This is a genomic window from Pseudonocardia sp. TRM90224 (assembly GCF_021245725.1).
GTDB lineage: Bacteria > Actinomycetota > Actinomycetes > Mycobacteriales > Pseudonocardiaceae > Pseudonocardia.
This window is the reverse complement of record NZ_JAJGSX010000008.1, coordinates 131,909-155,230: the sequence shown is the minus strand read 5'-3', so window position 1 is coordinate 155,230 and position 23,322 is coordinate 131,909. Positions and strand designations below refer to the sequence as shown.

Sequence of the window (23,322 nt, the reverse complement as noted above, 5' to 3'; positions counted from 1 at the left end):
CATGGCAACCATGCTGCTGGTCAGCCACGGGACGGACGGCGACGTCCTCCCGTTCATCGGGCTGGGCCGGCAGCTGGCCGGCCGGGGCCACGAGGTCACCGTCCTGACCCACGCCCCGTACGCGGAGCTGGTCGGCCGGGCCGGGCTGGAGTTCGTCGCCATCGACACGGAGGAGGAGTACGAGCAGCAGCTCGCCGACACCGCGCGCCTGCTGGCCGGCCGGGCGCCCGGCCGGTGGCTGGAGTTCTACCGGCGCAACGGCTTGTTCGCCCAGACGCTGATGGAGTACCGGGCGCTGGTGGAGCGGCACGTTCCGGGGCGCACGGTGCTGATCGGGCGGCACTCGTCGGCCGTCTCGGTCCTGATGGCGGCAGCGCGGCTGGGGGCGCCTTCCGCGTGGGTCGCGGTGTCGCCGGTGCAGCTGATGGCCGAGGAAGGGGCCCGGCTCCTGTACGCCACGATGCTCCGGGCCGGTCTCGCGGAGGTGGCGGAAGCGGCCGGGCTCGGCCGGGACTGGGCCGCGCACGAGGCCGTGGCGGACCTCGAGGTGGGGCTGTGGCCCGAGTGGTTCGACCGGGCCGGCGTCCGGTCGCCGGCGCGGGTCCGGCTTACCGGCTTCCCGCTCGCCGACGACCAGCCGCGCCCTCTCGACCCGTCGATCGCCGCGCTGCTCGCCGAGCGACCGGTGCTGGTGAGCGGCGGTACCGGCCGGATGATGCACCCGCGGTTCTACGAGGTCGCGGTGGCAGCCTGCCGCCGGGCCGATCGGCCTGCCTTGCTCGTCGTCAGGCATCGCGACCTGGTGCCGGAGCGGCTGCCCGACCGGATGCGCTGGGTGCCCGCCCTGCCCTTCCACTCGGTGCTGCCGCAGGTCGGAGTGGTGCTGCACCACGGCGGCATCGGCACGCTGGCCCGCGCCCTGACCGCTGGCACCCCCCAGGTGGTCCTCGCGCACGGCGTGGACCGCCCGGACAACGCAGGCCGGCTGGCCGCTCTCGGGCTGGCGCAGTGGCTGCCGGTCGAGGCATGGGATCCGGACGCGGTGGCGGAGCTGCTCACCGGGGCTCGGGCCGGCAGCCGGCCCGAGGGCGGCGACGGCCTGGGCGGCGCGGCGACGGCTGTGGAGGAGTTGCTGGCCGCCCCGGCGGCCCGCGCGGTGCGCGGCCCGGCCCTCGCCGACCGGCAGCCACTACGCCGGCCCGCCAGGCGGGCGGCGCTCCTGCGGCTGCTGGAGGCGCGCCGATGAGGATCCTGCTCGCGCAGAACATGTTCTGGCACCGCACGCACGGCGGCGCCACCAAGTCCAACCGGATCCTGCTGCAGGACCTGGCCGCCCGGGGCCACGACTGCCGGGTCGTCGCCCCGCTGACGGGCGAGCTGGGCCGCACCAGCGTCGACGAGCTGCTGCACGATCTGGCCGGCCGGGGAGCGGTGCCCGAGTCGGTGTCGCCGCAGGCGGTGGTGGTGCGGCTCAACGGGGTGCTGGTGCACCTCGCCCTGGCGCCGTCAGGGCTGGCCGGGCTCGCCCGCCGGGTCGCCGAGGAGTTCGCGCCGGACTGGACGCTCGTCCCGTCCGACGATCCCGGCCTGCTCATGCTGGGGGTCGCGCAGCAGGCGACCCCTGGTCGTGTGGTGTACCTGGCGCACACCCTCCAGCAGCTCCCGTTCGGGCCCCGGGCGTTCTACCCGAGCGTGACCGGGACGCGGCTGGTGGGCCGTTGCGCCGGGGTAGTGGCGGTGAGCGCGACCGCGCAGCGGTACCTGCGTGCGTGGGGCGGGATCGACGCGACCGTGATCCAGCCGCACGTGTACGGGCCGGGCCCGCATCCCCGGCACCGGGGCGGGCACGTCACGATGATCAACCCGTGCGGGTACAAGGGCCTGCCGATCTTCCTGGCGCTGGCCGACGCGCTGCCCGACACCCCGTTCCTGGCCGTACCGACCTGGGGGACGAGCGCGGCCGAGCTGGCCGAACTCGCCCGGCGCCCCAACGTCGAGCTGGCCGGCGCCAGCGACGACGTGGACGCGATCTGGGCCCGCACCAAGGTCGTGGTGGTGCCCTCGCTGTGGGACGAGACGTTCGGGTACACCGCCGTGGAACCGATGCTGCGCGGCATCCCCGTGTTGGCGGCCGACACCGAAGGGCTGCGCGAGGCGAAGCTCGGGGTGCCCTACCTGCTGCCGGTCCGCCGGATCAGCCGGTACTCCGCCGTCGGCGGCCGTCCCGAGCCGCTGCTGCCCGAGCAGGACCTCGGGCCGTGGCTGGCGGCGCTGACGTCGCTGCTGACCGATCCCGCGCACTACGCCGAGCTGGCCGAGCGGTCCAGGACCACGTCGACGGCGTTCGTGGCCGCTCTCGACCGATCCCGGCTCGAGACCTACCTGGCCGGTCTGCAGCCCGTCTCTGCGCAGGGTCCGCCGGCCCGGTCGCGGCTGCCCACCGACCGGCACCGGCTGGCCGCACTCGCCCACCTGCTCACGAAGGAGCGCCTGCCATGACGTTGTCCGTATCCGCGTCGGGGCACGCCGTCCGCGAGGACCTGCTCACCGACGACGCCGGTCTCCTGCTGGTGATCCGGCACTTCGAGTCCAAGCTGCTCGACCTGTTCGACCGCGGCCTCCTGAACGGGACGACGCACACCTGCCTGGGGCAGGAGCACGTCCCGGTGGCGCTGGCCCCGCTGCTGACCGAGGCCGACTTCGTGTTCAGCAACCACCGCGGCCACGGCCACTACCTGGCGTTGCGCCGGGACCCGGCGGGGCTGCTCGCCGAGATCACGGGCCGCGAGGGCGCGGTCTGCGGCGGGGTCGGCGGCAGCCAGCACCTGCTGAACGGGCGGTACTTGTCGACCGGCGTGCAGGGGCAGAGCCTGCCGGTCGCCGTGGGCACCGCGCTGCACCTCGCGCGGTCCGAGCCCGGGGCGGTGGCCGTCGCGTTCGTCGGCGACGGCACCTGGGGCGAGGGCTCGGTCTACGAGGCGCTCAACATGGCGTGCCTGTGGCGGCTTCCGCTGCTGGTGGTGACCGAGAACAACGGGATCGCCCAGTCCACGCCGACGAGCATGGAGCTGGCCGGGACGATCGCCGGGCGCGCCGCCGCGTTCGGCGCCGCCCACCACCTCACCGGGACCGCCGACGTGGCCGGCCTGCGGGCGGAGGCCGCGCCCTTGCTGGCGGCCGTGCGGGCCGGGGCCGGGCCGCACGTGCTGGAGGTCGACGTCCACCGGCTCGGCCCGCACAGCAAGGGGGACGACACCCGGCCGGCGGAGGAACTGCGCCGGGCCGCCGAGCACGACTGGTACGCGCCGCTGGCGGCTGCCCGTCCCGACCTGGACGAGCGGGCCCGGCGGTTCGTCGACGACATCGCCGAAGAGGTCCTGTCCCGTCCGCTCTCGGGATGGCGGCCCTGATGCGCGTGGCCGAGAGCGTCAACGCCGCGCTGCACGACGCGCTGGGCGACGATCCCGCCCTCTACCTGCTGGGCGAGGACGTCCTCGATCCTTACGGCGGCGCGTTCAAGGTCACCAGGGGGTTGTCGACGCGGTTCCCCGGCCAGGTGCTGACGACACCGCTCAGCGAGAGCGGGATCGTCGGCGTGGCGGCCGGCCTCGCACTGGCGGGCGACCGGGCGATCGTCGAGATCATGTTCTCCGACTTCGTGACCCTCGCGTTCGACCAGATCGTCAACTTCGCGGCCAAGTCGGTCTCGATGTACGGCCGGCCGGTCCCCATGCCGATGGTCGTGCGGTGCCCCACCGGCGGCGGGCGCGGCTACGGCCCCACCCACAGCCAGAGCCTGCAGAAGCACCTGGTCGGGGTGCCCGGCCTGGCGCTGTACGAGATGTCGCCGTTCGACGACCACCGGGACCTGTTCGCCACCATGCTCGGACGGGAGGAGCCGTGCGTCCTGTTCGAGGACAAGATCCTCTACACCCGGCAGATGTTCACCGGGGGCACGATCGACGGGCTGTTCCGCTACGACCGGGTCGGTGAAATCACCCGCGTCGGGGTCGGGGTCGGGGTCGGCGATCCGACGGGCTGCGACGTCGCGCTGATCGCCCCGGGCGGGATGGTCCACCGCGCGCTGGCGGCGATGCGGTCGCTGCTGCTGGAACAGGAGATCTCCTGCCTGCTGCTGGTCCCGCGCCGGCTCTACCCGTTCGACGGCGACGCCGTCCGCGACCTGCTCGGCGGTGTCCGCGCGGTGGTCGTCGCCGAGGACGGCTCCGGCGGCGGCACCTGGGGCGCCGAGGTCGCCCACCAGCTCCACCAGCGGATGTGGGGTCAGCTGCGCCGCCCGGTGACGCTCGTCCACGCCGCCGACAGCGTCGTGCCCTCGGCCGCGCACCTGGAACACGCCGTCCTCGTCCAGGACACCGACCTCCGCCAGGCTCTCGAGGAGACGTTCCTTGGCTGACATCACGATCCCCAAGCTCAACACCAACGACAGCGAGTACGTCATCGCCGGCTGGCTGGCCGAGGACGGCGCGGAGGTCGCGCCCGGCGAAGCGGTGGTGATGGTCGAGACCTCCAAGGCCGTCGAGGACGTGGTGAGCGAGGACGGCGGGGTGCTGCGCAGGCTCCTGCCCGCCGGCGCCACCTGCCTGCCGGGCCAGGTCATCGGCCGGATCGGCGATCCGGGATCCGAGCCGGTCGCGGCGGAGCGCGAGCCGGCGGAGGCCGGTCCGACCATCACCGCGCCCGCGCGGGAGCTGATGGACGCGCATGGCATCACCGAGGAGCAGGTGGGCGCGCTGGGGATCGCCCTGATCCGCCGGGCGGACGTCGAAGCACTGCTGCACGTCGGACCGCCGGCCCGGACGCTGACGCCGGTCCGGCGCGGCATGGCCGCCACCGTCACCCGTTCCTGGCAGACGATCCCCGCTGCCTTCACCGCGGTCACCGTCGAGGTCGGGCCGGCCCTGGACCGCGCGAAACGCCTGACGCGGGAGCTGCGGACCCTGGTGGGCCTGCCCGAACTGCTCATCCAGGCGATCGGCCGGGCGCACGGGGAGTTCCCCGAGATGTTCGCCGAGCTCGACGGGCAGGAGATCCGGCCGCGCGACCCGCACGTCGGCATCACCATCGACCTCGGCTCGGGGCTGTACACACCGGTCGTCAGGGACGCGGGCACGCGCACCCTCGCGGAGATCTCCGCGGCGGCGATGCGGCTGCGGATGACCGCGATGCGGGGCACGTTCACCACCGACGACCTCGCCGGCTCGACCATCCTGCTGGCGCTCAACACCGACACGGACGCCGTCGTCGCCGTCCCGATCGTCTTCCCCGGCCACGCGTGCGCGGTGTCGCTGTGCGCGCCGCGGCCGGAACTGGCACTGGCCGAGGACGGGACCGTCGTCCAGCGGACGGTCGCGACGCTCGGCCTCGCCTACGACCACCGGCTCGTCACGGGCCGGGACGCGCTGCGGTTCCTCGCCGCGCTGCGGTCAGCGCTGGAAGCGGAGACCCCTTCATGACCACGGTGAGCAACCTGCGCGACCTGTCGCCCGAGCAGCGGGCGGCGCTGGCGCGGCTGCGGGCCCGCAAGGCCGCGGGCATCGCACGCGTCCCGCGCGACGGCGGCCCGCTGCTGTGCTCGTTCGAGCAGCGCCGGATGTGGCTCGCCGCGCAGGTCGACCCGGAGAGCGTCGCCAACGTCACCGCCGGCCTGTGCCTGCGCGGGCCGCTGCACACCGAGGCGTTGCGGACGGCGGTCGCGACCCTGGTGTCGCGGCACGAGGTGCTGCGGACCGTCCTGGTGGACGTCGACGGCGAACCCTGCCAGCAGGTCCTGCCCGAGCTGGACACCCCGTTCACGGTCGTCGACCTGGCCGGGACCGACGACGGTGCAGATCACGCCGAGGCGCAAGCCGCCGCGCTGGCTCGCCGCGCGGCGGGGGAGCGGTTCGACCTGGCGCACGCCCCGCTGTTCCGGGCACACCTGTACCGGCTCGGGGCCGACGAGCACCGGCTCATGCTGGTGTGGCACCACGCGATCACCGACGGCTGGTCGGTCGACAACGCCGTCGCCGAGCTGGCGGCCGCCTACCGCGGGGCCGTTGGTGACTCTGTCGCCGAGCTGCCCGAGCTGCCGATCCAGTACGCCGACTACGCGGCCTGGTCGCGCTCGCGGCTCGGCCCGGACGCGCTGCGGGAACGCCTGGCCCACTGGAGGGAGCTGCTGGCCGAGCCGCCGACGGTTCTGCACCCCGGCAGCCCCGCGCCGGGCGCCACCGGGAGCGGTGAGGTGGTGTTCACGATCCCGGCGGAGCTGGCCCTGGCGGTGCAGCGGGCCGGGACCGCGCGGACCACCCCGTACGTCGCGTTCCTGGCCGCCTACCAAGCGCTGCTGGCCCGGCTGACCGGCGACCGTTCGGTCACCGTGGGCACGGTGACCGGCGGGCGCGGGCGCACCGAGCTGGAACCGCTGATCGGCTGCTTCATCAACCTGCTGCCGCTGCGCACCGAGTTGGACCGCACCCTGCCATTCCGCGACGCCACCGCGCGGGTCCGTTCCGCGCTCGCGACGGCCATGGCCAACGAGGTGCCGTTCGACGAGCTGACCTCCGCGCTGGACACCGGGCGCGGCGACCGGATGGCCGCGCTGTTCCAGAGCGCGGTGATCTGGCAGCAGGCGCACGCCGAGCGGCAGGACTGGCCTGCGGACCTCGCCACCGAGCGGTGGGGCAGGCCCCTGGACGAGGCCGCGTTCGACCTGGCCCTGATCGTGCGGGAGCTGCCCGACGAGTACGAGCTCTGCTTCCGCTACCGGAACGACCGGTTCACCGCCCCCGTCGTCGAGCAGCTCGGCGCCCTGTTCCGGCTGCTGCTGGAGTCGATCGCGGCGGCCCCGGACACGCCGCTGGCCGCCCACGACCTGCTCACCGGCACCGACCGGGAACAGCTGGCGGGGTGGAACGCCACCGGCACCGTCGAGCCCCCGTGGCCGCTGCTGCACCGGGTCGTCGACGGCCACGACCCCGACGCCCCGGCCGTGATCTACGAGGGCACCACCCTCACCTACGGCGACCTCGCCGCCGACTCCACCCGGCTGGCCCGCCACCTGCGCCGTTCCGCGACGGAACCGGACCGGCCCGTGGCGATCTGCCTGGAGCAGTCGGCGCGGACCGCGGTCGCGCTGTTCGGCGTGCTGAAGGCGGGCACGCCCTACCTGCCGCTCGATCCAGAGGCCCCCGACCAGCGGCTGGAGTGGCTGCTGGCCGACTCCGGCGCGCCGATCCTGATCACGACGTCCACGATGCGGCCCAGGTTCGCGGGGTACCCGGGCCGCATCGTGTGCCTGGACACCGACCCGTGGGGGGACGAGCCCGCCACGCCGCTGCCGGAGACCGCGACCGGCGACGACCTCGCCTACGTCGTCTACACGTCCGGCTCCACGGGCCGGCCGAAGGGCGTCGCGATCGCACACCGCCAGGTCCTCAACTACCTCGACGGCGTACGGCAGCGGCTGGAGATCGTCCCGGGCGCGACGTTCGGGCTGATGCAGTCGCTCAGCTTCGACTTCGGCATCACCACCTTCTACCTCGCGCTGGCCACCGGCGGCCGGGTGCGGATGATCCCGCGCAGGGCGTCGGGCGCCGAGCTCGCCGCGGTGCTGGCCGGGCCGGGCCTGGACTACCTCAAGCTCACGCCGTCGCACCTGGCCGCGCTCGCCGACGACGTCGGTGCGGCGGCGCTCCTGCCGCGCCGGGCACTGATCCTGGGCGGCGAGGCCTCGACGACCGCATGGGTGCGCGGGCTCGCCCAGATCGGGACCAAGCTCGGGACCTGCGCGGTCCACAACCACTACGGGCCGACCGAGGCGACCGTCGGCGTCACCACCTGGCGGGTCACCGACGACGGGGAGGCCGGTGCGACCAGCCCCATCGGACGACCGCTGCCCGGAGCGCGCATCCACCTGCTGGACGAGGACCTGCGGCCGGTGCCGCCCGGCACCGTCGGCGAGATCTGCATCGGCGGGGACCGGTTGGCCCGCGGCTACCTGGGCCGGCCGGAGCTGACCGCCGAGCGGTTCGTCCCCGCGCCGCTGGCCCCCGACGACCGCGTGTACCGGACGGGGGACCTGGGCCGGTTCCTGCCGGACGGGAACGTGGAGTTCCTCGGCCGCCGCGACCACCAGGTCAAGATCCGGGGCTACCGGGTCGAGCTGGGCGAGGTCGAGGCGGCGCTGGGCGGGTGCGTCGGGGTGTCGCGGGCCGTTGTGGTGGTGCGCGGGGACCGGCTCGTCGCCTACTTGGAGGGCACCGCGGGGACCACCCCGGCGGCGCAGCTGCGCGCGGAGCTGGCCGAGCGGCTGCCCGAGTACATGGTGCCCGGCCGGTTCGTGTGGCTCGACCGGTTGCCGTTGCAGGCGCACGGCAAGGTCGACCGGACCCGGCTGCCCGAGCCGGCCGACGACCGTCCCGCCGATGCCTTCGTCGCCCCGGACGGGCCGCTCGAGGAGACGATCGCGCGGGTATGGGCCGCGGTGCTGCAGGTGGACCGGGTCGGGGCGCTCGACGACTTCTTCGACCTGGGCGGGCATTCGCTGCTCGCGACCCAGATCGTCGCGCGGCTGCGCACTGCGCTGCCGCGGCCCGTGACCGTCGTCGAGCTGTTCCGCGAGCCGACGGTCCGGGCGATGGCCCGGCTCGCCGCGGCCACCGCGCCCGCCGAGGACCGCCCGCTGCTGCACGAGCTGACCCGCCGCAGCGGGGCGCCGCCGACGCTCACCTACGTCTGCGTCCCCTACGGCGGGGCCAGCGCCGTGGTGTTCCAGCCGCTGGCCGATGCGCTTCCCGACGGGCACGCGCTCCTGGCCGTCGCGGTGCCCGGCCACGAGCTGGCCCTGCAGGAGGACGGGCAGTCGATCGAGACAGTCGCGCGGCGGTGCGTCACCGAGATCCTCGCGACCGTCACCGGCCCACTGGTCCTGTACGGGCACTGCGGGCCGGGCGCCGCCCTCACCTGCGAGATCGCCCGCACCCTGCAGGTCGAAGGTCGCCCGGTGGAGGCGGTCTACCTGGGCGGGGTGTTCCCGTTCGCACGGCCGGACGGGAAGATCCTGGGCCCGCTGTACCGGGCGCTGCGGATCGAGCGGCTGCGCAGCGACACCGTCTACGCCAACTGGCTGCAGGCCACCGGGGCCGACGTCGGCGCCGTCGACGGCGAGCAGCGCCGGTTCATGGTGCGGACCATGCGCCGCGACGGCGAGCTGTCCGAGGAGTACTTCACCCGCCTGATGACGGAGTCGAACAGGGCGCGGGTGGAGCCGCTGACCGCACCCGTCATCTGCGTGGTGGGCGAGCGGGACCCCGGCACGGAGTTCTACCGCGAGCGCTACCGCGAGTGGGGCTTCCTGACCTCCGCGACCGGTCTGGTCGTCATCGACGAGGCCGGGCACTACTTCCTCAAGTTCCGCGCGGCCGAGCTCGCCGAGATCATCACTACCGTCCACCGCGCTCCGCGGGAGCGGCGGCCCGACGACACGTGGTGGGTCGAGGCCGCCGTCGGCGCGGCACCGCAAGCCGCCGCCACCGCCACCGCCACCGCCACCGCCACCGCCACCGCTGCCACAGCCACCGCAGCCGCCGTCCCGCCGAGCATGGGCCGGTTCCTGACGGTGGCCGCCGGACAGATGATCTCGATGATCGGGACGGCGCTCACCGAGTACGCGATCCCGTTGTGGGTCTACCTGCAGACCGGGTCGCTGGCGAGGTTCACGTTGTTCGCGCTGGTCGCGCTGCTGCCGGGACTGATCGCGGCCCCGGTGATCGGGGCGCTGGTCGACCGCGGCGACCGGCGGCGCGCGCTGCTCGCGAGCGGGATCGCCGCCGGGACGATCCAGGCGGTGCTGCTGACCCAGCTGGTCGTCACGGGCGATCTCGGCTCGGTCAGCCTCTACCTGCTGCTGGCTGCCCTGTCGGTCGCGCTCACCGCCCAGCGGCTCGCCTACGGCTCGGCGGTGCCACAGCTCATCCCCAAGCAGTACATGGGCCACGCCAACGGCGTCGTCCAGTTCACGATGGGTGTCGCCCGGTTCCTGGTGCCGGTGTTCGCGGTCGCGCTCATGGCCGCGTTCGGATTGACCGCGCTCCTGCTGCTGGACGTGCTGTCCTACATCGCCGCGACCGCCGTCCTGCTGCTGGTCCGCTTCCCCTCGACGCTGCCGTGGCGGCCGCGCGAGGACCTGCTCACCGAGATCCGGCACGGCTTCTCCTACCTGTGGGTGCGGCCGGGCCTGCGCGCCATGGTGGGCTACTTCTTCGTGCTGAACGTCCTGCTCGGCGCGGTGTTCGTGCTGATCTCGCCACTGGCCCTGTCCGTCGGCGACCTGGGCGACGCGGGCTGGATCGCCATGATCGCCGGGATCGGCGCGACGGTCGGGGGCGCGGCGATGGCGCTGTGGGGCGGGCCTCGCCATCGCCGGATGACCGGGATGCTGCTGTGCACGCTGTCCTTCGCCGCGTTCTGCGCGCTGACCGGGCTGCGCCCGTCGCTGCCCGTCATCGCGGTCGGCGTGTTCGGCATGTGCCTGACCATGGCGGTCGTGGACGGCATCTGGATGACCGTGATCCACACCAAGGTCCCGCACCGCTTCCACGCCCGGGTGCTGGCGGTCAACCAGGCCATTGCGATGTCCACCCAGCCGCTGGGGTTCGTCGTGGTCGCCCCGCTGGCGCCCGCGCTGGGGCCGCTGCTGGGCACCACCGAGGCCCGCGGTATCGGTCTGCTCTACCTGATGTGCGGGCTCGCCATCGCCGGCTGGACCCTCCTGGCCCTCCGGCACCGCCCGCTGGCCCGCTTCGACCGCGATACTCCCGACGCCGCCCCGGACGATCTGGTCGGTCTCGAGGACCTTGCCGGCCGGATCGCCGCGGTGGAGCGGCGCCCGGTCGGGGAGCGCGCACCTGATGCGACGAAGGACCGGCTCATGACGAGACCGAGCTGATCCGGCTGGTCCCCGCCGACCTGATGGGGCTGCATCCGGCTGTTTCCGCAGGGCGAGTCGGGATCACGCCTTCGGTGGTGACCAGCCGTACTTGCGGATCAGGTCCTCGTCGAGCAGCTGCATCTTCCCGCCGCCGAGGGACCAGTCCTCCCGCTCGGACTCCTGCAGCAGGATGATCACGTCGTCCGGTCGTACGCCGACTTCGGACAGGTTCGCCACGATCGTCTGGTAGAGCGCGAGCTTCATGTCCCGGGTCCGCCCGCTGGTGAGCGTGATCTCCACGACCACCGGATCGCGCCGGTCACCGTCGAGGAAGTGGCGGTCGACGTGGAAGGCGGTGGCCGGTTGCGCGTCGATGATCTGGAAGCGATCGTCCGGGGGAACACCGATGGCGCTGACCAGTGCGCGGCGCACGCCTTCGCCTACGGCTGCACGCATCGGTTCGGGACGGTCGGTACTCAACGTGATCCGGACGAACGGCATGGGAATCCCCTGTCAGGTTGCGGTCTGGCGGAGCAGCAGTCAGGACCTTCGAGCGGCCACTGCGTAGGGTCGTGGCCGCGATCGAGCATGCCAACTGCCACCCGTGCTCGGGCGGCGGGTGGAGCATGTCTGCGTGGGAGTTCCTTTCCGATCTTGCATCGACTCGCCCACCCTCGGTCGGCATCGGGCATCCGCCAACTCGATTCCATGATCTTCGAATGCGTGGGTCGCCGTGTCCCGTCGAAGCCGGGTTCGGCTCGTGGCGCAATGATTAACCGGGGCAATTGCAGCATTGGGTGTTGGTGCTTGTCGGGGTTCCTCCGGACGGTCAGGCTTGCCGCTGAAAGATCGACAGGAGGACACTGTGCAGTCCGTGATCGACCCTGTGAGCTCCCGCCCGGTTCAGATCGGTGTGCAGATCGCCCCGCAACACGTCGACTACTCGGCCATCCGCCGCGCCGCGGTGCAGGCCGAGGACATCGGCGTGGACATCGTCTTCAACTGGGACCACTTCCTGCCGATCTCCGGCGACGAGCACGGAAAGCACTTCGAGTGCTGGACGATGCTCGCCGCGTGGGCCGAGCTGACCTCGCGGGTGCAGCTGGGACCGATGGTGACCTCCATCGGCTTCCGCAACCCGGACCTGGTCGCGGACATGGCGCGCACCATCGACCACATCAGCGGCGGCAGGCTGATCTTGGGAATCGGCGCGGGCGCGATGGAACGGGACTTCGCCGAGTACGGCTACGAGTTCGGCACCCCCGGCAGCAGGGTCGGTGCGCTGGCCGAGGCGCTGCCCAGGCTCGAGCACCGGTTCGCCAAGCTGAACCCGCAGCCGGTCCGCAAGATCCCGGTGCTGATCGGCGGTGGCGGCGAGCAGAAGATGTTGCGGTTGGTGGCCGAGCACGCGGACATCTGGCACTGGTTCTCCTCCGGCGCGGAGTTCGCCCGCAAGAAACAGGTACTGGTCGAGCGCTGCGCGGAGATCGGCCGCGACCCCGGCGAGATCGAGCTGTCGGCAGGCGTGCACGGCGAGCCCGAGGTGAACGGGGTCGCCCTGCTGGAACAGGGGGTCACCACGTTCACCCTGGAGGTGCACGGACCCGACTTCGACTTCTCCACGGTCCGTGCGTGGGTGGCGTGGCGGGACGGACTGGGCGGGCCCGGTCGGACCGCCGAGGACAGCGCCCGGGCTCCGGCCTGATCCCTTCACCGAAGGTTCGGGAACGAGGGTCGTCAGTGGTCCGACGGATCGTCGGATGGACCCGGGTCCGGTGGCTCGTAGGGCAGCACGGAGCGGTGCCGGACCGGTGAGGACAGCACGATCGAGGTCGTTGTCGAGCCGACGTCGGAGAAGTCCGCCAGCAGGTGCTCCAGGTGCGTCGTATCGCGGACGACGACCTTGAAGATCCAGCAGTCGTCCCCGACGACGTGGTGGGCCTCCAACACCTCCGGCCGGTCCAGGATGCGGCTCATCGGTGCGCGCTCCGCGCTGCGGATGGCGGGCGCGAGCCGGACGAAGGCGTTGAGCCGGTAGCCGAGCGCCGCCGGGTTCACCACGGCCGAGTAGCCCAAGATCGCCCCGCCTTCCTCCAGCCGACGAAGGCGCTCCGACACGCTCGGTGAGCTCAGGCCGACGCGGCGGCCCAGTTCGGCCAACGTCATCCGCCCGGACTCCTGAAGCAGGCCGAGGAGCAACCGGTCGACCTCGTCGAATGCGCCATCCTGACGAGAGTCCCCGATCCACCTTTGATCCTGAGGCATTTTACTCCTTAGGGTCTATTCATCTAAGGTGCATCCTATCAACCACCTGAGATGCCTAGGTTGGGCGCATGCTGGTGCGCCGTCGGGCCTCGGGGTACCCAGGAGGAGTCGAGAGTGAGTTCCGCGCGTATCGGCATCGGGCAAGGCACTGCGATCTACGTGGGCGCCATCCTCGGTGCAGGCATCCTGGCGTTACCGTCGCTGGCGGCCAAGGAGGCTGGTCCCGCCTCGGTGCTGGCGTGGGCGCTGCTGCTGCTGTTCTGCGTTCCGGTGGCCACCACCTTCGCAGCCCTCGGTGGTCGCTACCCCGACGGGGGCGGCGTGGCGACATTCGTCGCGAAGGCGTTCGGGCCACGCGCGTCAGCCGTCGTCGGGTACTGGTTCTACTTCGCCCTGCCGGCCGGCGCGCCCGCGACGGCGTTCGTCGGTGGTCGCTACGTGGCGGATGCCCTGGGTGGCGGCCAGACCCTGGCGCTGCTGATCGCGGTCGTGCTGCTCGGCCTCGCCTTCACCGGCAACGCTGTCGGGCTCACGATCTCCGGTCGGGTGCAGCTCGTGCTCGTCGCCGTTCTGGCCCTGCTGCTGCTGATCGCCTGCGTGGCTGCGCTGCCGTCGGTGCGCCCGGAGAACCTGACCCCGTTCGCGCCGCACGGCTTCTGGTCGGTGGGTGGTGCCGCGAGCCTGCTGTTCTTCTCGTTCGCCGGTTGGGAGGCCGTGACCCACCTGTCGGGCGAGTTCCGCGATCCGGCCCGCGACCTGCGCCGGGTCACCGCGCTGACGCTCGCCGTCGTCGCGATCCTCTACATCGGGATTTCGTTGACCTCGGTGCTGGTGCTCGGTCCGCAGCTGGCCGACAGCCCCGCTCCGCTGAGCCTGTTGCTCCAGGCGGGCGTGGGTGGTGCAGCCTCGGCCGTCACCGCGACCGTCGCCGCCCTGCTCGCGCTCGGCACGATGACCGTCTACCTGGCAGGCGCGAGCCGCCTCGGCGCAGCACTGGCTCGTGACGGCGCGCTGCCGAGCTGGATGGCGAAGGGGAACGCGCCCGGCGAGGTGCCTCGCCGCAGCCTCGCCGTTCTCGGCGTGCTCTCCGCGGCCGTTTCGGTCCTCGCCCTGGCTACCGGCGCGTCCCTCGGCTCGGTCATGCTCGGCGCGTCCGCCTGTTTCATCGCGGTCACGGTTGCGGGACTGGTCGCCGGTGCGCGCTTGTTGCCCACCGGGCGTCCTGTGTGGTTCGGCGCGGTGTTGGCGGCCGTCGTCATGGCCGTGGTGCTGGTCTTCTCCGAATGGTTCCTGCTGGTTCCGCTCGTGCTCGGGGTGGCGGCGGTCCTCTACCGCCGTCGCCGCGAAAAGGTCGATCCGGCCGATCCGGTCGCCGGCGCGGACGTGGACGCGGGCGCCCAGTCCGCCGCCGGTGTAGCCCGGTGACATCGGAGCTGCTCGTCGCGGCCGTTCCTGTCGAGACCCGACACGACGGATCACGTACCAGCTCGGCGATCCGCACCGCCTCCGGTCCGCTTCTGGATCAGCGTCGTGATGCCGTCGAGGATGCGTTGCAGTCCGAACTCCACATCGCCGTCGTCGAACGTCGCCTCGGCGTAGGGCGCTGCGCCTCCCAGCAGGTCGGCGACGACGTCGGAGCCGCGGGCCCGCAGCAGCGGTTCGAGGAACGCTGCGACGGCGGCTCCTTCGGTCGGCGAGGGGGACATGGCGTGGAGGTCGCGGGCGAGGTTCGCGGTGCTGCGGGCGTAGCCGTCGAGCAGGGTGGCGCAGCCGAGCAGGTCGGCAGCGGGCAGGCCGGTTTCGGCGAGTGCGTCGAGCAGCGCCTCCAGCCAGCCCAGCAGGTTGGGCGTGAGGGGTGCTCCGCGGACGGGGAGGTCGAGCAGCCAGGGGTGGATGCGGGTGCGCGCGACGAATGCGCGCACCCATGAGGTCACGCCCTCCTGCCAGCTGCTCGGCTGCGTCGGCACGTCCGGCGGACCCCAGCCGGTGTCGGCGAGCAGCACCACCAGCTCCTCCTTGGAGGCGAGGTAGCGGTAGAGGGCGTTGGCGGTGATGCCGAGCCGGCTGGCGATCTTCGGCATCGACACGGCCGCGTAGCCGCTCTCGTCGGCGAGTTCCATCGCCGTGGCGACGATCCCTTCGACGGAGTGCGCGGGCTTCGGGCCGCGGCGGGGCGCGGGTTGCACGCCCCAGGCGAGGGCGAGCCCGGGTGGGAGGTCGGTGGTCGAGGGCGACTGTGCCATGGCCACACAATACCGGTAGACCCATGAACTGTTCATGCCTTACACTAATTTTCGGTTGATCAGGTGAGCGAGGGGAGAGAGCGGGATGTCGAGTTCGGTGGAGTGGTCGGCGCGACGGGTCGCGGTGGCGGTGTGGGTGGCGGTGAGCCTGATCCAGTTCGTGATCTGGGCGATGATCGGCATCCTCGGCGGGGGATTCGTCGAGCCATGGTTCCTGTGGACGGTCGGCGTCGGCGGCGTGATCGTCGGTGTCGTGCACCTGGTGACGGGCTCGGAGAAGTCGGCATGAGGGCGGGCGCCGGCACCGCATTGGCACCCGTCCGGCTCGACGGGGTGCGCAAGACCTACGGGAGCGGGTCGGGGGCCGTCACCGCGCTCGCGGGCGTCACCGTCGACTTCCCGGCCGGCAGCTTCACCGCGGTGATGGGCCCTTCCGGGTCGGGCAAGAGCTCGCTGCTGCACTGTGCCGCGGGACTGGACGAGCCGACGGGGGGCACGGTCTCGCTGGTCGGCACACCACTGGCCGGGATGGACGAGACGGCGCTGACGGTGCTGCGCCGCGACCACGTGGCGTTCGTGTTCCAGTCGTTCAACCTCATGCCCGCGCTGAACGTCCGGGAGAACGTCGTTCTGCCGGCCACGCTCGCCGGGCGCGCAGTCGACCGGCACTGGGTGGATCAGGTGATCGACCGGGTCGGGTTGTCCGGACGGGTCGGGCACCGGCCCGGTGAGCTGTCCGGTGGTCAGCAGCAGCGGGTGGCGATCGCCAGGGCGCTGGCGAGCCGGGCCGATGTGCTGTTCGCCGATGAGCCGACCGGTGCGTTGGACAGCCGTACCGCGCTCGACGTGCTCGCGCTGTTGCGCGAGGTCGCGAGCGGTGGACAGGCGGTGGTCATGGTCACCCACGACCCGGTCGCGGCGTCGCACGCCGACACCGTGCTGTTCCTGGTCGACGGGCAGATCGTGACGCGGCTCGACCGGCCCTCGGCAGATGTCGTCGCGGCCCGGTTGGCGGCTGTGGGAACGGCGGCGAGGTCGAGATGATCAAGATCGTGCTGGCCGGGTTGCGATTCCGCGCTGCCGGATTCGCTGCCACGTTCGTTGCGGTGCTGCTGGGCTGCGCGCTGCTGGTCGCGTGTGGCGGGTTGTTCGAGACGGCCTTGCGGCTCGACGCACCGCCGCAGCGGTACGCGGGGGCCCCTGTCGTCGTCACTGGTCCGATCGGGTTCGCGTTGCCCGACGAGGAGTCGGAGACCGTCCCCTACGCAGAGCGTCCGCGGGTCGCCGCGGATCGGCTCGCCGAGATCGCGGCGAGCCCCGGGGTCGCGCGGGCGGTGCCCGACGTGTCGTTCCCCGCCGCGCTCGCGGGTGATCCACTCACGGCGCACGGGTGGGCGTCGGCGGCGCTCGCGCCGTTCGACCTGCACGCCGGCACCGAGCCACGGCGAAGCGGCGACGTCGTGCTCGACGCGGGGTCGGCGGCGCGGCTGGGCGCGGTGCCCGGTGCCGGTGTCGAGATCACCGTGGCCGGCGCGCCGCGCACGTTCACGCTGGTGGGCATCGCGGCCGGCCCGGTCTCGGAACCCGTCCTCCTCGCGTTCGACGCCGATGCGGCTCGGTGGGCGCCCACCCCCGGCGCGGTGGACGCGATCGGGGTCTTCCCCGAGCCCGGTGTGGCGGTCGCGGACGTCGCCGCCGCGTTGCCCGCGGATCTTGCGGTCCGCACCGGCGCCGAGCGCGGTCGTGCGGAGTTCGCGGGTATCGACGCGGCGTTCCTGCCGCTGATCCTGCTCTCGGCGATCTTCGGGGGCATGGTGGTCGTGGTGATGGCGCTGGTCGTCTCGGCCACGGTCGGGCTGTCGGTGCGCCAGCGCCACCGCGAGCTCGCGCTGTTGCGCGCTGCGGGTGCCACGCCGCGGCAGGTGTCGCGGATGGTTGTGGCCGAGACGATGACCGTGTCCGTCCTCGCCGCGCTCGCGGGTGTCCCGCTCGGCGCACTGCTGGGCTCGTGGATCTTCTCGGTCACCGCTGCGCGTGGTGTCGTGCCGGCAGTGCTGCAGTTCCACCAGGGCCTCGTCCCGTTCGCGGCCGGGGCGTTGCTCGCGCTGGTGGTGCCGTGGGTCGCGGCGGCGATCGCCGCGCGGGCGGCTGGTGCGACGCGTCCGATCGCGGCGCTGGGGGAGGCGGCGATCCCGGCGGTCTCGACCGGCCCGCTGCGCGGACAGCTCGCGCTGGCGTTCGCCGCCGCGACCGTCGTGCTGGCGGGCACCACGATGTTCCTCGACCCCGCGACCGCATCGGCCGTCGGCGGCCCGGCGCTGCTCACCGGCGCGATCGCGGTGGGCCTGCGCGGTCCCGAGCTCATCGTGATGGCCGCTGCGTTGCTGGGTCGGATCGCCGGCCTGAGCAACCACCTGGCGATCGTCAACACGCGCTCGCGAGCGATGATGTTCGCTTCCGTGCTGACACCGGTCACGCTGGCCGTCGCCATCGCGCTGGGCAACAGCTACGCCCAGACCACCCGCAACGACGCGGTCGCGTCCGCGTACGTTGCGCAGTTCACGGCCGACCTGGTCGTCGCCGCGCCCGCCGGCAGCACCGCCGAGCAGCTCGCGCAGGTCCGCGAGATCCCCGGCGTGGCCGGCGCCACCCCGCTGATCACCAGCAAGGGCTGGATCGAGCAGCCCTACGACGGTCGCGGTAGCGACCCTGCACCGCTGGTCGGGATCGACGCCGCGAACGCCGACCAGGAGAGCGGAACTTTCGCGGTCCCCGTGGTCACGGGCTCGATCGCCGACCTGACCGGCAACACCGTGGCGCTTCCGCAGGCACGGGCCGAGGCGCTCGGCATCACCGTCGGGGAGCGAGTGGGGCTGCTGCTCGGAGATGGTGCGCGGGCCGAGGTCACCGTCGTCGCGCTGCTGGATGCGCCGGTGAGCCAGGAGAGCGTCGTGGTGCCGGCGGCGTTGCTCGCACCGCACACCACGACCGGAGCGGCCTCGCAGTTCCTCGTGCGCGCCGCTCCCGACACCGACGCCACCGCGCTCGGCGACGAGATCGGCCGGCGCTTGCCCGGCGCGACGGTGGGCGACACCGGCCTGCTGGCCGCCGGTGTGCAGAGCGCGCTCGACGTCGAAGCCTGGATCAACTACCTGCTCGCGTTCCTGGCGTTCGCCTATGCGGCGATCGCGTCGGTCAACACGCTGGCGGTGGCGGTGCTTTCGCGGCGCAGGGAGCTCGCTGTGCAACGCCTCGCCGGCGCGACCCGTCGCCAGGTCATGGGCATGCTGGTGATCGAGAGCGGCATCATCGCGATCGCCGCCGTCGCGCTCGGCACCGTGATCGCGCTGTGCAGCGTCGTGCCCACCGCAGTCGCAGTCGGAGCAGGCATCCCCTCCGGTCCCGTCTGGATCTTCCTGGCCGTTGCTGTGGCCGCACTGGCCATCGTGTGGCCGGCGACGCTGCTCACGGCCCGGCTCGCCATGCGACACCGCCCCATCGACACGATCGCGCTACCCGGATGATCGGCCACGATCGGGACGCGTGTGGAGCTGCGTGACATCGCCGTCTTCCTCGTGCTGGCCGAGGAACTGCATTTCGGGCGGACTGCACAGCGGCTGCACCTGAGCCAGGGCCGGGTCAGCCAGCTGATCCGGGCGCTCGAACGCGAGGTGGGTGGGCCGTTGTTCGAACGCTCGAGCAGGGAGGTGCGGCTCACTCAGCTCGGGCGGCGGTTCCAGGAAGGTGCCGAGATCATCCACAACGAGGCGGGCGACACGCTGCGCGCGTGCCGAACCCTTGCGAGCGGCACCGGGCGGAGGCTGCACGTGGGGTACTCGTCGGCGATCGGGCTCGCGTTCGTCGCCGAGCTGCTCGGTGCGTTCGAGTCGGCACACCCCGGCAGCACCGTGGTGTTCAACTCGCGCGGAGTCGTTGCCGCCAACCCGCTCGAATCACTCATGCTGGACGACACGATGGACCTTGCGCTGATGTGGTGCCCAGGGGGCGGCGGGCACCACCTCAGCAGCCCGGGGCTCACGGTCGGTGCTGTCATCGAGGAGGATCCGCGGGCGGTGCTCGTGCCGGCCGGCGATCCGCTGGCCGGTCGGGACTCGATCGGGCTGGACGATCTGGTCGGCCGCAGGCTGCTCGACCCCGGTCTGCCCGCGGCCTCCGCCTTTCGTGAGGCGTGGGCACCGCAGGTCACCCCCACGGGTCGACGGCTCGACTACACCGCCGAGGACCTGGCCGGCCTGATCGGACGATCCGAGGTCGAAATCACCGATGTCTACCCGCTGGTGCTCGCGGGGAAGGGGCTGCACTTCACGGTGGCGTCGGTCCTGGACCGCGTGCCCTGCCCGGGGCTGGTCGCTGTTCGTATCGCCGGCATGCCGCCCGGTGTGCTGGTGCCGGTGTGGCGGACGTCGACCGAGGACGACGGCATCCGGGCGTTCGTCGACGTGGCACGTTCGCTGCGCCGCGGCGAAGGTCGGGGATGAGCTACACCTGCGTCGGTTCGATGCCGGCCGGAGGGACCACCTGCTGCTCGTAGTGGGGGAGGCGACCACCATGCTCAACGGGGACGTGGTGCTGCGGGACACCGAGTTCGTCGAGCACCATGCACGCGCCGGCCGGAATGCTGGCGTCGGCGTCCGCGGTCGCACACGCTGCGTACGAGAACGGGTTCGCCGCGTCAGCGGGGTCGCCCAGAGCGCGGTCCAGCGCCATGGCGATCTCGAAGGAACGAGGAAGCATCGGTGCCCTCCGGAGCTTGTTCGACCGGCTCAGTCAAACATCGGTGGTCCGCGGGCGGCGGGTGCCGCAACTGCCACCTTCCGCCCGGTGGAACCCGTCTACCCACCTGCGCGGCGGCCGGGGTGGCTCGGGTGCCAATCTGCGCCGGAGGCCGGCATCGAACCTGCTGTGGTGGCCGAGTGGATTCGCCAGGTCCACGCCGAGCGGGCATCCGCCCAGGCGCGGGTGCGCAACGTCCGGGTGGCCCTTCGGCTGAGCAAGGACGACATCCGCGGCATCGTTGGTGTGCTAGGCGCTGTCCACCCGGCTCTGCGCCGAGCCGCCCCGCAGAACCGGGCTGACGTCTGCCTGAACCTGACCTACCGGCCGCAGAACGGACGATGCGCGCCGACATCGAGGTCGACGCGCATTCGTTGGGGTTTTGGTGTGTGTCCGAGGGGGGACTTGAACCCCCACGCCCGTTAAAGGGCACTAGCACCTCAAGCTAGCGCGTCTGCCATTCCGCCACTCGGACTTGCTCCGCGGCTCACCACCGCGGCTCGGAAAGGATAGCCCACCTGTCCGGAGCGCCGTACGGCACCCGGGTGTTCGTGCTCGGCGGCGGTGCGCGCGGCCCGCGGGTGGTAGGAAGATCGGCGTGACCAGCGACGGGACCCCACGGGGCATGGCGGCAGAGGACGAGGTCGTCGACCTCACGTCCGAGCTCATCCGGATCGACACGACCAACACCGGTGATCCCGCGACGGTCACGGGGGAGCGGGAGGCGGCGGAGTACGTCGCGGCGAAGCTCGCGGAGGTCGGGTACGAGGTCGAGACGGTCGAGTCCGGGGCTCCACGCAGGGACAACGTGTTCTGTCGCTTGAAGGGGGCCGACCCGAGCCGTGGTGCCCTGCTCGTGCACGGGCACCTCGACGTCGTCCCGGCCGAGCCGAGCGAGTGGTCGGTGCACCCGTTCTCCGGTGCCGTGCAGGACGGGTACGTGTGGGGGCGCGGCGCCGTCGACATGAAGGACATGGTCGCGATGACGATCGCGGTCGCCCGCCAGTTCAAGCGCGACGGGGTGGTGCCGCCGCGCGACATCGTGTTCGCGTTCCTCGCCGACGAGGAGGCCGGCGGCCACTACGGGTCCGGCTGGCTCGCCGAGCACCGGCCGGACCTCTTCGAAGGGTGCACGGAGGCCGTCGGGGAGGTCGGTGGGTTCTCGTTGACGCTCGCCGAGGACAAGCGTGTCTACCTGATCGAGTCGGCCGAGAAGGGCATTGCGTGGATGCGGCTGCGGGCCCGCGGCAAGCCGGGCCACGGGTCGTTCCTGCACGACGACAACGCGGTGACGAAGGTTGCGGAGGCGGTCGCGCGGCTGGGCAACCACACGTTCCCGCTCACCCTCACCGACACGGTGCGAGCGTTCCTGACGCAGATGGCTGAGCTCACCGGGCTGGAGTTCCCGGAGGACGACCTGGAGGGGTCGCTGGCGAAGCTCGGGTCGCTCTCCCGGATCGTCGGCGCGACCGTGCGCGACACCGCGAACCCGACGATGCTCTCGGCCGGCTACAAGGCCAACGTCATCCCCTCCTCCGCGGAGGCCGTCGTGGACTGTCGCGTGCTGCCCGGCCGCGAGGAGGCGTTCCTCCGTGAGGTCGACGAGCTGCTCGGGCCGGACGTCACCCGCGAGTGGATCTCGAACCTGCCCGCGCTGGAGATGCCGTTCGAGGGGCCGCTCACCGACGCCATGGCGGCCGCGCTGCGCGAGGAGGACCCGGGCGCGGTGACCGTGCCCTACATGCTCTCCGGCGGGACGGACGCCAAGGCGTTCTCCGACCTCGGCATGATCTGCTACGGCTTCGCGCCGCTGCGGCTCCCACCGGACCTCGACTTCGCGTCGCTCTTCCACGGCATCGACGAACGGGTGCCGGTCGACGCGCTCAAGTTCGGTGCCCGCGTTCTCGCCCGATTCCTGAGGAGCTGTTGATGGACCTGAAGGGCAAAGCCGCGCTGGTCACGGGCGGCGCATCAGGAATCGGTGAGGCGACGGTCCGCAGGCTGGCCGCCGCCGGGGCCGTTGTGGGCGTCGCCGACCGGGACGTGGAGAAGGCGCGCGCGCTTGCCGACGAGGTCGGCGGGCTCGCGCTGCCCGGTGACGTGGCCCAGCCCGACGCGATGGCCATGGCCGTCGACATCGCCGAGGACGCGTTCGGGCGCCTGAACATCGTCTTCCTCAACGCGGGGATCACGGGCGGCCAGTCGGGGATCGAGAACCTCGACCTCGCCGGCTACCGGCGCATCATGGGCGTCAACGTCGACCACGTCGTCTTCGGCCTGACCGCGGCCGTCCCGGCACTGCGCAGGGCGGGCGGCGGCAACATCATCGCGACGGCGTCGCTCGCGGGCCTCACCGGCATGCCCGGCGACGCGCTCTACACGGCGACGAAGCACGCCGTCGTCGGGTACGTGCGCGCGGCCGGCCCGATGCTCGCCGGCGACAACATCACCGTGAACGCCGTCTGCCCCGGGTTCGCCGACACCCCGCTTATCGCAGGCGCGAAGGACCGATTCGAGGGCTTCCCGCTCCTGCGCGCGGACGACGTGGCCGACGCCGTCGAGGCGATCCTGGACAGGGGTGAGCCGGGGGAGTGCTGGTACGTACAGCCCGGGCGCGAGCCGGCACCGTACGGGTTCCGGGGCGTACCCGGCCCGAAGGGCAGCCAGCCCCCACCGGACGTGTCCTGGGCCGACCACTAGATCGAGCGTGAGATGGGCGGTTTCGCTTTTTGATCAACGACGCCGCCCATGTCGCCAGGCGCCGGCCGACTGACTGGTGCTCAGCCCGACAGCTCCGGGAGCATCCGGTTGGTGCGTCGGCGGCGCAGCCACACCTTGCGGACGCCGCCGGGGTAGAGCCGGACGCGGGAGAGCTCCCAGCCGCCGAACTCCGCCTGGATGGCCAGCCGCACCGCTGCTGTCATGCGGGAGACGTCCCCGGGGAGCTGGAGCGGCCGGTACTCCCAGTCCCCGAGATTCCCCTCCCCGGCGTCCCCGTCGATCGTGCCGGTCGGGCTGCTGCGTGCCACCGGCTCACCTCCCGCCAGCTCCAGGGATATTGCGCTCCACACGCCGGTGAACGGTGGG

The 23,322-nt window shown here is 72.5% G+C and carries 19 protein-coding genes and 1 tRNA gene; 14 read left to right on the top strand and 6 right to left on the bottom strand.

The window, feature by feature from the left end; all coding sequences use genetic code 11:
* The first annotated feature begins 1 nt into the window (after nucleotide 1).
* Genes LL648_RS15415 through LL648_RS15390 form a run of 6 tightly spaced genes read left to right on the top strand, consistent with a single transcriptional unit; the run spans nucleotide 2 to nucleotide 10,951 of the window.
* Nucleotides 2-1,246 (top strand): glycosyltransferase, encoded by a 1,245-nt coding sequence (locus tag LL648_RS15415; protein ID WP_232663233.1) that lies wholly within the window; start codon nucleotides 2-4, stop codon nucleotides 1,244-1,246.
* On the top strand, nucleotides 1,243-2,499 hold the full coding sequence (locus LL648_RS15410; protein ID WP_232663232.1) for a glycosyltransferase: 1,257 nt from the start codon (nucleotides 1,243-1,245) through the stop codon (nucleotides 2,497-2,499). The genes LL648_RS15415 and LL648_RS15410 overlap by 4 nt, the downstream gene beginning before the upstream one ends.
* Nucleotides 2,496-3,410 carry a thiamine pyrophosphate-dependent dehydrogenase E1 component subunit alpha gene (locus LL648_RS15405; protein WP_232663231.1) on the top strand — a complete coding sequence of 305 codons (915 nt, stop codon included), beginning with the start codon at nucleotides 2,496-2,498 and terminating at the stop codon, nucleotides 3,408-3,410. The genes LL648_RS15410 and LL648_RS15405 overlap by 4 nt, the downstream gene beginning before the upstream one ends.
* Nucleotides 3,398-4,417: an alpha-ketoacid dehydrogenase subunit beta gene (locus tag LL648_RS15400; protein ID WP_232663230.1), complete on the top strand. Its 1,020-nt coding sequence runs from the start codon at nucleotides 3,398-3,400 to the stop codon at nucleotides 4,415-4,417. The genes LL648_RS15405 and LL648_RS15400 overlap by 13 nt, the downstream gene beginning before the upstream one ends.
* Nucleotides 4,410-5,477 carry a 2-oxo acid dehydrogenase subunit E2 gene (locus LL648_RS15395; protein ID WP_232663229.1) on the top strand — a complete coding sequence of 356 codons (1,068 nt, stop codon included), beginning with the start codon at nucleotides 4,410-4,412 and terminating at the stop codon, nucleotides 5,475-5,477. The genes LL648_RS15400 and LL648_RS15395 overlap by 8 nt, the downstream gene beginning before the upstream one ends.
* Entirely contained in the window at nucleotides 5,474-10,951 is a 5,478-nt protein-coding gene (locus LL648_RS15390; protein WP_232663228.1) for a non-ribosomal peptide synthetase/MFS transporter, read from the top strand. The genes LL648_RS15395 and LL648_RS15390 overlap by 4 nt, the downstream gene beginning before the upstream one ends.
* A gap of 63 nt (nucleotides 10,952-11,014) precedes the next feature.
* Here LL648_RS15390 and LL648_RS15385 read toward each other — a convergent pair whose 3' ends face one another.
* Nucleotides 11,015-11,389, bottom strand: coding sequence for a tautomerase family protein (locus tag LL648_RS15385; protein WP_232663227.1), 375 nt, complete (start codon nucleotides 11,387-11,389; stop codon nucleotides 11,015-11,017).
* A 421-nt stretch (nucleotides 11,390-11,810) separates the two neighbouring features.
* Between LL648_RS15385 and LL648_RS15380 the strand changes: the two genes are divergently transcribed.
* Nucleotides 11,811-12,638 (top strand): LLM class F420-dependent oxidoreductase, encoded by an 828-nt coding sequence (locus tag LL648_RS15380; protein ID WP_232663398.1) that lies wholly within the window; start codon nucleotides 11,811-11,813, stop codon nucleotides 12,636-12,638.
* Between the two features lie 32 nt (nucleotides 12,639-12,670).
* Here LL648_RS15380 and LL648_RS15375 read toward each other — a convergent pair whose 3' ends face one another.
* Entirely contained in the window at nucleotides 12,671-13,198 is a 528-nt protein-coding gene (locus tag LL648_RS15375; protein ID WP_255685562.1) for an Lrp/AsnC family transcriptional regulator, read from the bottom strand.
* 114 nt (nucleotides 13,199-13,312) lie between these two features.
* Between LL648_RS15375 and LL648_RS15370 the strand changes: the two genes are divergently transcribed.
* Entirely contained in the window at nucleotides 13,313-14,623 is a 1,311-nt protein-coding gene (locus LL648_RS15370) for an APC family permease (protein ID WP_232663225.1), read from the top strand.
* A gap of 50 nt (nucleotides 14,624-14,673) precedes the next feature.
* Here LL648_RS15370 and LL648_RS15365 read toward each other — a convergent pair whose 3' ends face one another.
* Nucleotides 14,674-15,441 carry a TetR/AcrR family transcriptional regulator gene (locus LL648_RS15365; RefSeq protein WP_232663224.1) on the bottom strand — a complete coding sequence of 256 codons (768 nt, stop codon included), beginning with the start codon at nucleotides 15,439-15,441 and terminating at the stop codon, nucleotides 14,674-14,676.
* Between the two features lie 85 nt (nucleotides 15,442-15,526).
* Between LL648_RS15365 and LL648_RS15360 the strand changes: the two genes are divergently transcribed.
* Genes LL648_RS15360 through LL648_RS15345 form a run of 4 tightly spaced genes read left to right on the top strand, consistent with a single transcriptional unit; the run spans nucleotide 15,527 to nucleotide 19,940 of the window.
* The gene (locus LL648_RS15360; RefSeq protein WP_232663223.1) at nucleotides 15,527-15,730 is read left to right on the top strand and encodes a hypothetical protein; all 204 of its coding nucleotides are present in this window, start codon (nucleotides 15,527-15,529) and stop codon (nucleotides 15,728-15,730) included.
* Entirely contained in the window at nucleotides 15,727-16,485 is a 759-nt protein-coding gene (locus LL648_RS15355; RefSeq protein WP_232663222.1) for an ABC transporter ATP-binding protein, read from the top strand. Before LL648_RS15360 ends, LL648_RS15355 begins: the two co-directional genes overlap by 4 nt.
* A complete protein-coding gene (locus LL648_RS15350; protein WP_232663221.1) occupies nucleotides 16,482-18,965 on the top strand; it encodes an FtsX-like permease family protein in 2,484 nt (827 codons plus the stop codon). The genes LL648_RS15355 and LL648_RS15350 overlap by 4 nt, the downstream gene beginning before the upstream one ends.
* A 21-nt stretch (nucleotides 18,966-18,986) precedes the next feature.
* A complete protein-coding gene (locus tag LL648_RS15345; RefSeq protein ID WP_232663220.1) occupies nucleotides 18,987-19,940 on the top strand; it encodes a LysR family transcriptional regulator in 954 nt (317 codons plus the stop codon).
* 1 nt (nucleotide 19,941) lies between these two features.
* Here the strand turns inward: LL648_RS15345 and LL648_RS15340 are convergent, their stop codons facing one another.
* Both LL648_RS15340 and LL648_RS15335 read right to left on the bottom strand, forming a co-directional pair.
* Nucleotides 19,942-20,196, bottom strand: a complete 255-nt coding sequence (locus tag LL648_RS15340) for a hypothetical protein (protein WP_232663219.1) — start codon at nucleotides 20,194-20,196, stop codon at nucleotides 19,942-19,944.
* A gap of 429 nt (nucleotides 20,197-20,625) precedes the next feature.
* A tRNA-Leu gene (locus tag LL648_RS15335) sits at nucleotides 20,626-20,710 on the bottom strand.
* A 150-nt stretch (nucleotides 20,711-20,860) separates the two neighbouring features.
* On the opposite strand from LL648_RS15335, the gene LL648_RS15330 reads away from it, so the two are divergent.
* Nucleotides 20,861-22,165, top strand: a complete 1,305-nt coding sequence (locus LL648_RS15330) for a M20/M25/M40 family metallo-hydrolase (RefSeq protein WP_232663397.1) — start codon at nucleotides 20,861-20,863, stop codon at nucleotides 22,163-22,165.
* Nucleotides 22,165-22,935, top strand: a complete 771-nt coding sequence (locus tag LL648_RS15325; RefSeq protein ID WP_232663218.1) for an SDR family oxidoreductase — start codon at nucleotides 22,165-22,167, stop codon at nucleotides 22,933-22,935. The genes LL648_RS15330 and LL648_RS15325 overlap by 1 nt, the downstream gene beginning before the upstream one ends.
* Before the next feature lie 80 nt (nucleotides 22,936-23,015).
* On the opposite strand, the gene LL648_RS15320 is transcribed toward LL648_RS15325, so the two are convergent.
* Nucleotides 23,016-23,264, bottom strand: coding sequence for a DUF5703 family protein (locus LL648_RS15320; RefSeq protein ID WP_232663217.1), 249 nt, complete (start codon nucleotides 23,262-23,264; stop codon nucleotides 23,016-23,018).
* Between the last annotated feature and the right edge of the window lie 58 nt (nucleotides 23,265-23,322).